The sequence below is a fragment of the Streptomyces sp. NPDC048197 genome (assembly GCF_043202395.1).
In the GTDB taxonomy this organism is placed as follows: domain Bacteria; phylum Actinomycetota; class Actinomycetes; order Streptomycetales; family Streptomycetaceae; genus Streptomyces; species Streptomyces siderophoricus.
Window position 1 is genome coordinate 171,095 of sequence record NZ_JBIDAJ010000011.1, and the last position, 13,868, is coordinate 184,962.

The 13,868-nt window shown below is 72.7% G+C and carries 10 protein-coding genes and 1 pseudogene; 3 read left to right on the forward strand and 8 right to left on the reverse strand.

Annotated elements, in window-relative coordinates:
• Positions 1 to 149: 149 nt before the first annotated feature.
• The 4 genes from ACGF4C_RS17600 to ACGF4C_RS17615 form a co-directional block, all read right to left on the reverse strand.
• Positions 150 to 851: a FadR/GntR family transcriptional regulator gene (locus ACGF4C_RS17600; protein WP_393567251.1), complete on the reverse strand. Its 702-nt coding sequence runs from the start codon at positions 849 to 851 to the stop codon at positions 150 to 152.
• A 208-nt stretch (positions 852 to 1,059) separates the two neighbouring features.
• Positions 1,060 to 1,695, reverse strand: coding sequence for a GNAT family N-acetyltransferase (locus ACGF4C_RS17605; protein ID WP_393567168.1), 636 nt, complete (start codon positions 1,693 to 1,695; stop codon positions 1,060 to 1,062).
• 277 nt (positions 1,696 to 1,972) lie between these two features.
• On the reverse strand, positions 1,973 to 2,665 hold the full coding sequence (locus tag ACGF4C_RS17610; protein WP_030415036.1) for a response regulator: 693 nt from the start codon (positions 2,663 to 2,665) through the stop codon (positions 1,973 to 1,975).
• 101 nt (positions 2,666 to 2,766) lie between these two features.
• A complete protein-coding gene (locus ACGF4C_RS17615; protein ID WP_393567170.1) occupies positions 2,767 to 4,482 on the reverse strand; it encodes an ATP-binding protein in 1,716 nt (571 codons plus the stop codon).
• 225 nt (positions 4,483 to 4,707) lie between these two features.
• On the opposite strand from ACGF4C_RS17615, the gene ACGF4C_RS17620 reads away from it, so the two are divergent.
• The 3 genes and pseudogenes from ACGF4C_RS17620 to ACGF4C_RS17630 all read left to right on the forward strand — a co-directional run.
• Complete coding sequence (locus tag ACGF4C_RS17620) at positions 4,708 to 5,523, forward strand: ABC transporter ATP-binding protein (RefSeq protein ID WP_393567172.1); 816 nt, start codon at positions 4,708 to 4,710, stop codon at positions 5,521 to 5,523.
• Complete coding sequence (locus tag ACGF4C_RS17625) at positions 5,513 to 6,388, forward strand: ABC transporter permease (protein WP_393567174.1); 876 nt, start codon at positions 5,513 to 5,515, stop codon at positions 6,386 to 6,388. The genes ACGF4C_RS17620 and ACGF4C_RS17625 overlap by 11 nt, the downstream gene beginning before the upstream one ends.
• A gap of 52 nt (positions 6,389 to 6,440) precedes the next feature.
• Positions 6,441 to 7,469 (forward strand): annotated as a pseudogene (locus tag ACGF4C_RS17630) (ABC transporter substrate-binding protein); the annotation flags it as partial.
• Between the two features lie 42 nt (positions 7,470 to 7,511).
• On the opposite strand, the gene ACGF4C_RS17635 reads toward ACGF4C_RS17630, so the two are convergent.
• Genes ACGF4C_RS17635 through ACGF4C_RS17650 form a run of 4 tightly spaced genes read right to left on the reverse strand, consistent with a single transcriptional unit; the run spans position 7,512 to position 13,867 of the window.
• Positions 7,512 to 8,600 (reverse strand): trypsin-like serine peptidase, encoded by a 1,089-nt coding sequence (locus ACGF4C_RS17635; RefSeq protein WP_393567176.1) that lies wholly within the window; start codon positions 8,598 to 8,600, stop codon positions 7,512 to 7,514.
• 32 nt (positions 8,601 to 8,632) lie between these two features.
• The gene (locus ACGF4C_RS17640; RefSeq protein WP_307811067.1) at positions 8,633 to 9,763 is read right to left on the reverse strand and encodes a trypsin-like peptidase domain-containing protein; all 1,131 of its coding nucleotides are present in this window, start codon (positions 9,761 to 9,763) and stop codon (positions 8,633 to 8,635) included.
• Entirely contained in the window at positions 9,760 to 12,759 is a 3,000-nt protein-coding gene (locus ACGF4C_RS17645) for an ATP-binding protein (RefSeq protein ID WP_393567177.1), read from the reverse strand. Before ACGF4C_RS17645 ends, ACGF4C_RS17640 begins: the two co-directional genes overlap by 4 nt.
• Complete coding sequence (locus ACGF4C_RS17650; protein ID WP_393567178.1) at positions 12,740 to 13,867, reverse strand: hypothetical protein; 1,128 nt, start codon at positions 13,865 to 13,867, stop codon at positions 12,740 to 12,742. Before ACGF4C_RS17650 ends, ACGF4C_RS17645 begins: the two co-directional genes overlap by 20 nt.
• Position 13,868: the final 1 nt, after the last annotated feature.

Consider the following 13,868-nt stretch of genomic DNA (forward strand, 5'->3'; position numbering starts at 1 on the left):
CACCGGCGGCGCCATGTCGCCGGAGGGTGACGGTTCGCCGGTGGATGAGGAACCGGCGGGTGAGGGGCTGGTGGGTGAGGAGCTGGCGGGCGGTTGGCGGTCCTTTGAGGACTCGCTGACGGGGGACGGCCGGTGGAGGGGGTGCTGGGTCACGGCTGGGGCTCGGGATTCGGGGTGGGGGTCGCGCCGGGGGCGGGGGAGGGGCCCGGGGCGGCGGCGACGATTTGGGTGAGGGTGGTTTCCACGCGGGTGAGGTGGTGGGCCATGGCTTGTTCGGCGTCGGGGGCGGAATTGTCGATGAGGGCCTCGACGATGGCGCGGTGCTCGCGGTTGGACTGTTCGCGGCGGCCGCCGAGCTCGTTGAGGAACGCGGACTGGCGGGCCAGGGCGTCGCGGATCTCCTCGATGACGCGGCGGAAGACCGGGTTGCGGGCGGCCTGGGCGACCGCCAGGTGGAAGAGGGTGTCCATGGCCACCCAGGCGGTGGTGTCGGTCTCCCGTTCCATCCGCTCCAGCAGGTGGGTGAGGTGGTCGAGGTCCTCCGGGGTACGGCGCTGCGCCGCGTACCCGGCGACCGGGATCTCCACGTGGCGGCGGACCTCCAGGAGGTCGCTCGCCGCGTAGTCGCCGAAGGTGGGGTCGGCCACCGCGCCGTCGGAGACGACGAAGGTGCCCTTGCCGGTGCGCGAGACGGTGAGCCCCATGGTCTGCAGGGCGCGCAGGGCCTCGCGGAGTACGGGTCGGCTCACCTCCAGGCGGCGGCAGAGTTCCGCCTCCGAGGGCAGCTTGTCGCCGACCGCGTACTCGCCCCGTTCGATGGCGCCGCGGAGATGGTGCAGGACCGCTTCCATCGCGCTGACGCGGCGGGGCACACCCCCGGACGTGACGGACGCGGCGGAAGTGACGGAGGCAGCGGAAGTGACGGAGGCGGCAGGAGTGGCGGAGGCGCCGGGACCACCGGCACCGGGGTCACCGGAAGCGCCGGGACCGGTGGAGGCTGTCTGGCTGTCTGACAGGTTGGACGTCACGGAGGGATCCTGAGTCCTGGGGGAGGGGATGTCAAGGCGTGGGGGGAGGCGGAGGGTGGGCGGCGGGGTTTTCCGTGCTGAGGTCGAGCGTGTACGTGCGGAGGTCGAGCATGTAGAAGACCTTGTCGTAGCGGCGGCCGCCCATGGCGACGAAGGCGGGCAGGCGGCCGTATTCGCGGAAGCCGAGGGAGCGGTAGAGGCGGAGTGCGCGGGTGTTGTCGGCGCGGGCGTCGAGGGTGAGGACCTCGATCTTCGCCCCGCGGGCATCGGCGACCAAAGTGCTGGTCAGCGACCTGCCGATGCCGTGGCCGTGCGCCTCGGCCGACACCGCGATCTTGACCAGATCGGCGTGCTGGCGGTTGGTCGCCTGGGTGTAGCGCAGCCAGTACCCCAGCCCGATCAGCCGGCGGCCGAGGTAGGCGGCGCGCAGTGCCGCGTCCCCGTGCCGTGCGGCTTGCAGTACGCGGGTGATGAGGTCGGCCACCTCGTCCGGCGCAGGCGGGTCGTCCCAGCCGAGGGGCGCGCCGGCGCGTACGAGGTCGGCCAGCACGCGGTGGGCCTCGGCGGGGAAGCGGGCCGCCAGGTCCGGGTCGGCGGTCAGTTGCGCTGCGTCGAGCAGGACGGGGGTGGGGTCCGTGTCACCCCTGCCGGTCGTCGAGATGTCCATGATCAGGAGGCTAGGGGGTGCGCCTCCCCGCCGGGGCCCGGACGGGAGAAATGCCCAGGGAGGCGCTCCGGACCGGGGAACCGAAGCCCGTAGCCGCCCGGGGGTGGACTGCGGTTTCGCCAGGTTTCGGGATCATCGGTGGGACGGCCGTGGTCCGGGGCCGGCCCGTAGCTGCCCGGCGGGGGCCTGGCACCCAGGGGCGCCGGGGGCCCGGGTCAGCCCGCCGCCGTCCGGCGGTGGTGGTGTTCCCGGCAGCCAGGGGCGCCGTGGGCCCGGGTCAGCCCGCTGCCGCCCAGCGGTAGCGGTGTTCCGGGCGGCCGGTGTCGCCGTATTTGAGGGTCAGGATGATGTGGCCGCTGCGTTCCAGGTGTTTGAGGTAGCGCTGGGCGGTGGAGCGGCTGACGCCGGCGCGGGTGGCGACCTCGTGGGCGGACAGCGGTACCCGGGCCGCGTCCAGGACGCGGCGGATCAGCCCGACGGTGGCCGCGGAGTGGCCCTTGGGGAGTTCGGTGTGCGGGGATTCGGCGGTGCGGAAGGCGCCGAATATCCGGTCGACCTGTTCCTGGCCTGCCTCGCCGCGGCCGCTCACCCCCTCGACGGTGCGGCGCAGCGCGACATAGCCGTCGAGCTTGGCGCGCAGTCCGGAGAAGCCGAACGGTTTGACGAGGTACTGCAGCGCGCCGGACCGCATCGCGTCCTGGATGGTCGTCACGTCGCGGGCCGCGGTCACCATGATCACGTCGGTGCGGTGGCCGAGTTGCCGCAGCCGCCGGAGCAGTGACAGCCCGTTCTCGTCCGGCAGGTAGTGGTCGAGCAGCACCAGGTCGGCGTGGGTGCGTTCCAGGGCGGCGAGTGCCTGGGCGGCGGTGTGGGCGCAGCCGGTGACCCGGAAGCCGGGTACCTGGGAGACGTAGGCGGCGTTGATCTCGGCGACGTGGAAGTCGTCGTCCACGACGAGGACGTCGATCACCGGGGGCCTCCGGTCATGGGGACGCTCCGACGGTCGGTCATCGGGACGCACCGGCCGTCATTCATCGTGCCGCTCCGACGGTCCCCGTGGTTCTCCGGCGGTCACCGTGATTCTCCGATCGACGTGGTGGGCGATGTGGTGGGCGACGTGGTGGGCGTGGGTGATGTGGTGGGCGCCGTGGTGGGGCGTTCTTCCTGGAGTGCTTCGGGCAGGACGACGGTGAAGACCGCGCCGCCGCCGGCGCGGGCGGTGACGCGGGCCATTCCGCCGTAGCGTTCGGCGAGCCGGCGCACCAGTGCCAGGCCGATGCCGCGGCCGCGGTGGAAGGTCACCGGGGCCGTGGTCGGCCGGCCGGTGGCCGGCGGGTGGGGGGTTTTGGTGGACCAGCCCTCGGCGAAGATCTGCTCGCGCAGGGCGGGCGGGACTCCGGGGCCGGTGTCGGCGACCCGTAGGACGACGGTGCGGTGTTCGGCCCGCAACTCGACCTCGACGAAGGGTCGTTGGCGGTGGCGTTCGGCGGTGGCGTCGAGTGCGTTGTCGATCAGGTTGCCGAGGACGGTCACCAGGTCGCGGGGGTCGACCACGGCGTGCGGCAGCAGGGTGGCGTCGGAGATCCGCAGGGAGACCCCGCGTTCGGCGGCGATGGCGGCCTTGCCGACGAGCAGTGCGGACAGCAGTGGGTCGTGCACCCGCTCGGCGATCTGTTCCGCGGAGGCGCGGTGGGCGCTGGCCACTTCGGTGACGAATTCGACGGCCTTGTCGTACCGGCCGAGTTCGAGCAGGCCGCGTACCGTGTGCAGTTGGTTGGCGTGTTCGTGGTCCTGGGCGCGGAGGGCGTCCAACAGGCCCTGGGTTCCGTCGAGTTCGCGGCCGAGCAGTTCGAGTTCGGTGCGGTCGCGGAGGGTGACCACGGCTCCGCCGTCCCGGGTGGGTACGCGGTTGGCGACCAGTACCCGGCCGCCGCAGACGGCCAGCAGGTCCGTGCCCGCCACCCGTCCGGCGAGGACTTCCGTGGTCCTGCCCGGCGGCAGCACCTCCTCCAGGGGGCGTCCGGCGGCCCCGGCGCCGAGTCCGAGCAGTCGTCCGGCCTCGTCGTTGACCAGCCGGATCCGGCCGTGCCGGTCGAAGGCGACCACGCCTTCGCGGATGCCGTGCAGCATCGCCTCGCGTTCGTCGAGCAGTGCGGAGATGTCGGTGAACGCGACGCCGTGGGTGCGGCGGCGGAGCCGGCGGGCGAGGGCGACCGCGGCCAGGACGCCGACGGCGAGCGCGGCGGCCGCGTAGCGCAGTACGCCGGGGAGGGTGCCGATCAGGCGGCTGTGGACGCTGTCGTAGGCGATGCCGACGGAGACGGCGCCGACGATGCGGCCGCGGGGGTCGCGCAGCGGGACCTTGGCGCGGGCCGATCGTCCGAGGGTGCCGGTGTCGATCTGGCGTACCTCGCGTCCGGCGAGGGTGCGGCTGGGGTCGGTGGAGACGTGCCGGCCGATTTCGGCGGGGTTGGTGTGTGACCAGCGCACTCCGCGGGTGTCCATGACGACGACGTACAGGGCGCCGGTGGCCCGGCGGATTCGTTCCGCGGCGGTCTGTACCGGTCCATGCCGGTCGGGCGGGGTGGTGGTGATCTCGTGGGGGAGGTCGGGGTCGGCGGCGGTGGTCTGGGCGATGGACTGGGCCCGGCGCATCGCCTGGTCGTCGAGTTCGGAGCTGAGGGGGGCGAGGAACAGGCTGGTGGCGAGCACCATCACGCCGGTGGTGAGGGTGAGTTGGGCGGTCAGCACCTGGGCGAAGACGCGCCGGGGCCAGTGGATCCGCATGCTCTCCTCGTCCTTGGCCCCTGCCGCGTGTGCGCGGAACCGACACATTCTCTTTACGGGGTGATGGTCGCAACGGTATGCCGTGCGTGAGCATCCGCGCACCCCCTGGTGATGTTGTTGTTGTTCTAGCGTGAGCAAAACGAGCACAACAGGGTTTGCGCGCACAAAGGCGGGTTGTGGCCAGAAGCGTGTCGGTGTGCCGGATCACACCTAGCGTCCGGGCCCATGAACAGCCACCTGAGCCCCGCCATCGAACTACGGGGCACCAGCAAGACGTTCCGGACCCCGTCGGGGGGCTTGCACACCGCCGTACGGGATCTGGATCTGGTCGTCGGGCGCGGTGAGTTCGTCGCCGTGGTCGGCCCCACGGGATGCGGGAAGTCCACCACGCTCACCCTGATCAGCGGGCTGGAGGAGCCCACCCGGGGCGAGGTGCTGGTGGCCGGGGAGCCGGTCCGCGGCATCGGTGACACGGTCGGCTTCGTGTTCCAGCAGGACGCGGTCTTCCCCTGGCGCACCGTGTTGTCGAACGTGATGGCCGGGCCGCGTTTCCGTGGTGTGCCGAAGGCGGAGGCCAGGCAGCGGGCGCGGGAGTGGCTGGCCCGGGTCGGGCTGGCGGCCTTCGAGGACCGCTATCCGCATCAGCTCTCCGGTGGCCAGCGCAAACGGGTCGCGCTGGCCGCGACGTTCGTCAACGATCCGGGGATCCTGCTGATGGACGAGCCGTTCTCGGCGCTCGATGTGCAGACCCGGGCGCTGATGTCGGACGAGCTGCTGGAGCTGTGGTCGGGCACCGGTGCGTCCGTCGTGTTCGTCACGCACGACCTGGAGGAGTCGATCGCGCTGGCCGACAAGGTGGTGGTGATGACGGCCGGGCCGGCGACCGTCAAGGAGGTCTTCGAGATCGATCTGCCGCGGCCCCGGCGGGTCGAGTCGGTGCGGCTGGAGCCGCGGTTCATCGAGATCTACCGGGAGATCTGGTCCTCGCTCGGCGAAGAGGTCCGCATCACCCGCGAGAGGGGTGCCGCCGATGCCGCCTGAGACCGTCCACGCGCCCGTCGCGGTGGTCAAGTCCGGTGCCCGCGCGGACCGTTCGCGGGAGCGGGCGCGGGCCGCGCGCCGGCGCCGGCTGCTGGTGTACGGCAGCCGGGTGGTGCTGCTCGTCGGACTGCTCGGGCTGTGGGAGGGGCTGGCCCGGGCCGCGGTCATCGATCCGTTCAACTTCTCGATGCCGTCGAGGATCTGGGACCAGATGAGCCAGTGGGCGCTGAACGGCACCCCGCAGGGCTCGTTGTGGGAGCAGATCTGGTACACGCTCTACGAGGCGCTGCTCGGCTGGGTCATCGGTGTGCTCGCCGGGGTGGTGCTGGGCATCGCGCTGGGCCGGGTGCGTTTCCTGGCCGATGTGCTCGGCCCGTACATCAAGGTGCTCAATGCGCTGCCGCGGATCGTGCTGGCGCCGATCTTCCTGATCGGGTTCGGTCTGGGCCCGGCGTCCAAGGTGGCGTCCGCCGTGGTCCTGGTGTTCTTCCCGGTGTTCTTCAACGCGTTCCAGGGTGCGCGGGAGGTGGACCGCAATCTGGTGGCCAACTCCCGGATCCTGGGGGCGAGCAACCGTCAGGTGACCCTGCAGGTGGTGATCCCGTCGGCCACCTCGTGGATCTTCACGAGCCTGCACGTCAGCTTCGGTTTCGCGCTGATCGGCGCGATCGTCGGCGAGTACCTCGGCGCGACCAAGGGCCTCGGCCTGCTGGTCTCGGCGTCCCAGGGCACGTTCAACGCGGCCGGTGTGTATGCCGCGATGGTGATCCTCGCCGTGGTCGCCCTGGTCGCCGAGGGGCTGCTGGCGTTCCTGGAGAAGCGGCTGTTCCGCTGGAAGCCGGCCGAGACCTCGGCCGGCCGCTGACCGGCCGTGCTCCTTTTCCCGTCAACCCACTGATGAATTCAAGGATTTGATCATGCGTACGTCCGTCAAGCTGACCGCCGCGGCGGCCTCCGCCCTGCTCGCCCTCACGACCCTCACGGCCTGTGGTGACAACGGATCCCAGGACGCCGCGGCCGGCGGCGACAACGGCAAGATCAAGATCATGGTGGGCGGTCTCGACAAGGTCATCTATCTGCCGGCCAGACTCACCCAGCAGTTGGGCTACTTCGAGGACGAGGGCGTGCACGTCACGCTGCTCACCGAACCGGCCGGTGTGCAGGCCACCACCTCGCTCCTGTCCGGTGACGTCCAAGGCGTCGTGGGCTTCTACGACCACACCCTCGACCTGCAGGTGAAGGGCAAGCAGGTGGAGTCGGTGGTGCAGTTCGCGCACGCTCCGGGCGAGGTGGAGGTGGTCTCCAGCAAGGCGGCCGCCGGCCTCACCTCGGCCAAGGACTTCAAGGGCAAGAAGCTCGGCGTCACCGGGCTCGGCTCGTCCACCGACTTCCTGACCAAGTACCTCGCGGTGAAGAACGGGGTGCAGACCAACGAGTTCACCCCGGTGGCGGTCGGCGCCGGGCAGACCTTCCTCTCGGCGATGAAGCAGGGTTCGATCGACGGCGGGATGACCACCGACCCGACCGTCGCGCAGGTCCTCGACAAGAACCTGGGCAAGGTGCTCATCGACATGCGCACGCCGGAGGGGTCGAAGGAGGCGCTCGGCGGCCCGTACCCGTCGTCCAGCCTCTACATGAACACCGACTGGGTGAACAGTCACAAGGACACCGTGCGCAAGCTCGCCAAGGCTTTCGTGAAGACCCTGAAGTGGATGTCCACGCACACGCCCGAGCAGATCGCCGACAAGATGCCGGCCGACTACGCGCAGGGCGGCAAGGAGCTCTATGTGCAGGCGATCAAGGACACCCTGCCGATGTTCACCAAGGACGGTGTGATGCCGGCCGACGGCCCGGCGACCGTGGAGCGGGTGCTGAAGTCCTTCAACCCGAACCTCAAGAACGCGTCGGTGGACCTGAAGAAGACCTACACCACCGAGTTCGTCAAGAACCGGCGGCTGACCCGCGGCGGGGCGCGGCCCGGGCCGGACTCAGACGAAGTTGATCTCCGCCCGGGCCAGCAGCGGATCCTCGACCAGCTGCCACAGCGGCACGGCGTAGTTGCCGAGGCCGTAGCGGCCGCCGAAGTGCAGGCCGAGCACCCGGTGGTCGGTGAGGTCGATGACGGGGGAGCCGCTGTTGCCGCCCAGCGTCGAGCAGTCGTGGCGGATGACGTTCCGGTCCGGCGCCAGCCCCGTGGTGGTGCCGGGCTGCAGCCGTTTGACGTTGTAGATGTCCATGAAGATCCGGCGCATCGACTCGGGTTCGTTGCGCCGGCCGTCGTACGCCGGGTAGCCCACGCAGTACACCGGACGGCCGGGCAGATCGGCCGGGGCGTCCGCGGCCACCGCCAGGGGAGGGGGCAGCGCGCTGCCGCCGGGCGGCGGGGCGACCCGCAGCAGGGCCAGGTCGACGTCCTCGTGGACGCCCACCACCTCGACGACGTCGAACGAGGGGCTCGCCGCGCCGGGTGCCGGGCCGCCGCCGGCGAACAGCGGGTCGACGTACTCCTCGCCGGTGTCGACGTTGGCGCTGATGCCCTGCTGGAAGGTCCAGCCGCGGCCGTCGCCGCGGGCGAACTCCAACGCCACATGACGGTTCGTCAGGACGGTGTCCGGGCCGACCAGGAACGCGGTCCCCAGCCAGTCCAGGCTGATGTGGCCGGCCAGTTCGACCCGGCCGACCCGCGCGAACGACTCCCGAATCGCCGCCCGGTGCCCGTCCAGCACCGCCCAGTCGCCCTGCTGCGGCGCGAAGTCGTGGTTCTGGACGAGGATCGCCGGCCGGCCCTCCAGCAGGACGATCGCCTCCATGCCGAACGACTCGTCGTCGCTGATCTCGTCGGTGCGTCCCTCGGCGAGCTTCTCCAGGCCGATCGCGCCCGCGGTCAGCACCCGGGCCCGCTCCGCCTGCGCGAACTGCGCGATCTGGCCGGCCGGTTGCTCCTCCGCCGGCAGCTCCTCCAGGGATTCGGGGATCTCGGACGACAGTCCGTCCCGCACCCGCGCCGCGACCTCGCGCAGGTCCGAGAAGACCTGCTCCGGGCCGGCCGCGACCGGTGTTCTGTTCCGCCGTGGCATCTCGTCCTCCTCGATGGTGCCGTCGCCTCGCGCTACGGCGCCGCTTGTGCCGCCTGGATCTCGGCATGGATACCGGGACTGGTGGTTTCCAGATGGCGCAGCACGCTGCGCATCTGGGTGCCGACGTTGACGAACGCCGTGGTCCGGCCCTGGAACAGCACGTTCTCCACGCGCCGGGTGCCCCGGTGGAGCGCCACCACCTTCCAGTCGTCCGTGAGGACCGGTGAGCCCGAGGACCCGCCGCGGGTGTCGGTGAAGTAGCGCACGTCGTTCTCGTCCGCCTCGTAGACGAGGTTGTTGCGCAGCGCGACCCGCTTCGGCAGGCCGCCGGGGTGCTGGATGATGTTGACCGCCACGTAGTCGCCCCGGCCGACCGTCAGCGGCCGTTCCGCCAGCCGCAGCACCGGCCGGGCCGGCGCCTCGGCCAGCCGCAGCAGCGCGTAGTCCAACGCCGCGTCCGCCGCGACGAGTTCGGCGACCGCGGCCTCCTCGGTCTCGATGTCGTCGGTGTCGTAGTCGAACCGGGCGCGGGTGTGCCGGGCCTGCAGGTGCAGGTCCTCCGGGTCGGCCACCGGCCGCCCGGCGCCGGTCCCGGCCCGGGCGTTGACCACGTGGTGATTGGTGACGAGCAGGTCGGGGGCGATCAGCCAGCCGGTGCCGGAGTGCGGGAAGCCGTTCGGCTGCAGCGGCGAACCGCCTTGGTACGGCGGCACCTTGAGGCGCGCCACCGCCCCGCCGGCCAGCTCCCCGCCGCGCAGGAACCCGATCGGCACGGTGTCGTCCCGGTGGACGATCTCCTCCTTGATCTCCCCGGGTGCCGGCATCGTGGCCAGGACGTCCGGCTCGCCGCCGGCCTGCCGCGCCACGTCGTCCAGGGCCCGCTGGAAGACGGTGAGCGGCTCGGCCTCGGTGGTCTCGGCGACGGCGTTGCGCAGCCAGATCTCCAGCGGCACCGAGCCGTCGACCAGCCGCTCCACCCGGTTCATCTGGCTGAGGTCGGAGTGCACCTGGCGGCCCGGCGCGGGGTGCAGCGGCAGCGTGCCGCGGTAGCGGGGCATGATCCCGTCCATCAGCAGCGGCCGCACCGACGGGTCGGCGAGCCCGGTCTCCACCGCGGCGTCGAGCACCGCCCGGATCTCGTCCGGCGAGAGGTAGCCGTTCACCGGTCATCACGCCTTTCGCGCGCGTGTCGTTCCTCGGGGGCCGGGGCGGCGCGGACGTGCGCGCCGGTGGTGGTCCGGGCGCCGCTGCCCACTCCCATCGCCGCGGCCACCCCGGCGACGATCTCCCCGCTCCGGTCCGGTACGGCCAGCAGGCGCCGGGCCAGCGCGTCGAGGGTGCCGCGGTCCCGGGCCAGCCGCAGGATCCCGGCGATGCTGGTCGGTGCGGCCCCGGGCTCCGGGCGGGACGGCCCGGCGGCCTCGTCCAGGATCTCCATCACCTTGCCCAGCAGCGCCGGCTGCCGGCGGGTCGCCCGGCGCATCGCCGCGCCCAGCGCGTCCAGCGTCTCGTCGTCGGACGGCAGCCCCACCACCTCCACGGCGTGTTCCAGCGCGCCGGGGGCCTGGGCGTAGATCTGCGAGGCGACCGCGCGCACCAGCACCGGCCGCTCGGACAGCACGTCGTCGGGCAACTTCTTGAGCCGCTCGGCGAGTTGCCGGCCGGTGGCCGGCTCCGCGCGCCCCTCGTCGGCGGTCAGCCGGGCCCGGGCCAGCAGTGCGCCCATCGCTTCGAGGTCCTGCCCGAGGCCCACCGCGACGTCCTCCGCGGCCCGCAGCGCGCGGTCGGCGTGCACCGGATCGCCGTCCTCCTGCGCGAGCCGCGCGGAGAGCAGCAGCAGCTCCAGCCGGCGCTCCCCGCACCCCGCGCGCCCGGCCGGGACCAGGGCGTCCGCGACCGCCCGCCGGGCCTCGTCCCGCCGCCCGACGCGGCTGAGCGCCTCGGCGTACAGCGCGTGCAGCGGACTGCACGGCGTCCAGGGGCGGCGCCGGCCGATCCGCTCCAGGGCCGCCGTCGCGAAGCCCTGCGCCAGCAGGTCCTCGACCTCCTGGGCGGCGATCCGCTCCCAGTCCTCCTGGTCCGCGCCGGCCGCCACGTGGTCGGGCGCACCGCCGCCGAGCCGGGCGGTGAGCAGCCCCGCGGCCCGCGGCGACATCTCCTGCCCGGCCCCGGCGAGGAACCGTTCGACGCCCGGCAGCCAGCGCTCCTCCACCGAGCGCGGGTTCTCGTCCAGCCGCAGCCGGTGGTAGATCTCCTCGGCGCGCGCCTCCAGCCCGTCGCGGGCCGCGTAGTGCGCCACCGCGCGCCGCTCGACCTCCCGCATCACCGCGGTGCGGTCGCCGCCGGGCAGCCGCAGCATGATGGCCCGGACGTCGCCGCGGTAGCGCACCGCGTCGGGAGCGGCCGGCTCGACCATGTCCAGCCGGCTCAGCTCGTCGAACAGCTCCCGGGCCCGCTCCGGGCCCGGTACGTCGAGGCCGCACGGCCCGGCGAGCACGTCCCGGATGATCTCCGGGGTGATGACCCGCAGCACCAGGCCGGGGTGGGCGAGCCGGCGGACGTCCTCGTCGGCGATGTGGCTGAGGATCCGGTCGTAGAGGATGCCCTGCACCAGCAGCTGGTCGACCCGGCGGAAGACCTCCCGCCGGCGTTCGGGCAGGCTGCGGATCAGCTCACCGGTCGGTTCGCCCGCCAGACCCGCGAGGGTCGCGGCCCGCGCCGCCAGCTTCAGGCTGAGCGGATGCCCGCCGACCCGGGCGGCCAGCTCCCGGGCCACCTCGGGGTCGTCCACGCCGCAGGACGCGAGCAGGCTCACCGCCGCCTGCGGGTCGAGTTCGCCGAGTTCGATGTCGAGCGACTCCACCCGCTTCGCCGGGTGTTCGACCGGTGCGCGCCCGGAGAACACGGCCCGCAGCCGCGGATAGGCGCTCTGGAGCGCCACGTAGACCGCCACCATCCGGCCCAGGGCCGGTGAGCCGCGGTACTGCGCCTCCTCGAAGGTGTCGACGGCCATCACGAACGGCGGGTCCGGCTCGTCCGGGCGGGACTTCACCTCCGCGACCGCCCGCCTCAGGACCTCGCCGACCCGCCGGACCAGCCCGGTCTCCCGGTCGGTGGCCGCCGACTGGAACTGCTGCGAGTAGCTGCGCCCGAGGACCGCCCGGGTGGCGGCGAGTTCGTGCAGCTGGGTCACCCGCTCCTGCCCCTCGCGCTGGCTGCGGGCGACCTGCTGGCACTCCTCCGCCAGCGCGTCCAGCTCGGCGCGGTGGGCGGGGTACTGGATACCGAGCTGCCGGGCCGCCTCGGCGATCAGCGTGATCGGCTCGTGGACGGAGAGGGTGGGCCGCTCGAAGTCGATGTAGGCGAACGGGATGCCGCCGGCCGGGTCGTGGACGCTGTCGAGCAGGAACTTGGCGAGCAGGGTGCTCTTGCCCATGCCGCCGGGCCCGTGGACGACCATTGCGGGGACCAACCCGGGACCGCCGGGAGGGGCCGCCGGCGGCCCGGGCGGTGCGGCGGCCCCGGGCAGCGCGATGTAGGCGCGCAGCTCGGCGAGTTCGGCGGCCCGGCCCTGGAACGGGCGGCGGACCAGGCGTTCCAGCGGCTCCAGCAGCCGGGCCCGCTCCAGGGCGCGCTGCAGCCGGCCGGTGTCCGGCAGGCCGGTCATGCCCGGCACCCGGGACAGCCACAGCACCGCCTGCAGCGCGTCGGCCAGTTCACCGGCGGTCAGCCGGTCGATCGCCAGCGGTGTGCCGAACAGCTGGGCCAGCGCGAACCGTTCGGGCCCGGGCTCGGCCGGCAGCTGGCCGATGTTGGCGGCGAGCAGGCGCCGGGCCGCCTCGGGCCCGGCCAGCCCGCCCAGCGCCTCCTCCCGGACCTCGGCCTTCAGCGCCCAGCCGGCCTGGTCCTGCATGCCCAGGGTCGTGCAGTCGTCGACGAGTTCCAGGACCGCCCGGCCGGTGGCGTGCTTCTCGTCGGGCAGCCGCAGCTCGCGGGGGTCGAAACGGGCCAGCAGGCAGGCCGCCTCGCGGTAGGCGCGGCGGGTGGGGGAGACGCCGCCGCGGCGCTCCCCGCCGGTGTGCAGCGCCTCGCGCAGCCGGGCCGCGAACACCTCCCGCAGGCCCGACGGGGCCGGACGCTCAGAGGGACCGGTAGACACGGACCGCTCCCTCCACCGCCGTACTGACCCGGCGCATATAGCTCTCGCCGGCCCCGCCGCCGGACTCCGCGGCGTAGAGCACCTCTTCCACGGCGACCTCGACGAGTTCGTCGATGGCGGACTCGCGCGGGCCGCCGGCCGCCAGCGCCGGTGGCGGCGATTCGTGGAAGACTTGGTGGAAGAAGGACCGCAGATCGCCCGGTTCGACGACCCGTGCGGTGTCCCAGGAGACACTGCCGCGCAGGTCGTACGGGAGCTGGCGCATCGCCCGACCGTAGCCGAGCAGCACCAGCCGGGGTGCCTGGTCGCCGTGGACCGCGGAGTGCTCGTAGACGGCCATGGCGAGCTGCCCGATGAAGTCCCACACGTCGGAGCTGGGGTCGAGCCGGTCGCACTCGTCGAGCACCAGCCACAGCCGTTCCTCGGCGGCGGTGGCGCGGCCGGCGACCCAGTGCGCGGCCTCGTCGACGGACGGCAGCGGGTCGTTGAGGCCGGTGGGGTCGATCGGGGCGGGGCCGGTGCCCGGTTCGGCGACGAAGTCGGCCAGCCGCCGGACGACCTTCGCCGCGGTGGAGGTCCGCGACAGGGTGACCCGGACGGGACGGAAACCGCTGTGCTGACCGATGTGGCGCAGGAAGGTGTAGGTGTACGAGCGGCCGCTGTCCGGCTCGCCGTCGACCAGCAGGATGCACTTGTCGGGGTCGGCGATGAACCGGCGCAGCGTCTCCCGCAGGCCCTGCCGGTCGATGAAGGCCTCGGCGCCGTTCTTCAGCACGCAGGTGCGGAAGGTGTCCTGCGCGGCGTGCGCGCGGCAGTCCTCCCACAGCCGGTCCCGGAACTCCCGGACCTTCACGATGTCGGGCAGCACGGCCAGTTCATCGACCGCGGTGAGCGCCTCCACCAGCCGCAGCTGCCGCTCGATGTCCGTGCGCGAGCGGTGCACGAGGGCCCGGGCGTTGTCGGAGCTGATGTGGGTCAGCGGCAGCGCGGCGACGAAGTCCTCGGGGAAGCCGTACTCGGCGAGCCGGTCGTGCGGCTCGGTGGTGTCGACCAGATGGTTCTGCACCCAGGTGGTGACCAGGTCCCACTCGGTTTCGGTCAGCGGCATG

What these genes read in the sequence shown, in the direction of transcription:
- ACGF4C_RS17600 (WP_393567251.1), bottom strand. Translation starts at nt 851, where the DNA reads ATGGAAGCGGTCCTGCACCATCTCCGCGGCGCCATCGAACGGGGCGAG.
- ACGF4C_RS17605 (WP_393567168.1), bottom strand. Translation starts at nt 1,695, where the DNA reads ATGGACATCTCGACGACCGGCAGGGGTGACACGGACCCCACCCCCGTC.
- ACGF4C_RS17615 (WP_393567170.1), bottom strand. Translation starts at nt 4,482, where the DNA reads ATGCGGATCCACTGGCCCCGGCGCGTCTTCGCCCAGGTGCTGACCGCC.
- ACGF4C_RS17620 (WP_393567172.1), top strand. Translation starts at nt 4,708, where the DNA reads ATGAACAGCCACCTGAGCCCCGCCATCGAACTACGGGGCACCAGCAAG.
- ACGF4C_RS17625 (WP_393567174.1), top strand. Translation starts at nt 5,513, where the DNA reads ATGCCGCCTGAGACCGTCCACGCGCCCGTCGCGGTGGTCAAGTCCGGT.
- ACGF4C_RS17635 (WP_393567176.1), bottom strand. Translation starts at nt 8,600, where the DNA reads ATGCCACGGCGGAACAGAACACCGGTCGCGGCCGGCCCGGAGCAGGTC.
- ACGF4C_RS17650 (WP_393567178.1), bottom strand. Translation starts at nt 13,867, where the DNA reads ATGCCGCTGACCGAAACCGAGTGGGACCTGGTCACCACCTGGGTGCAG.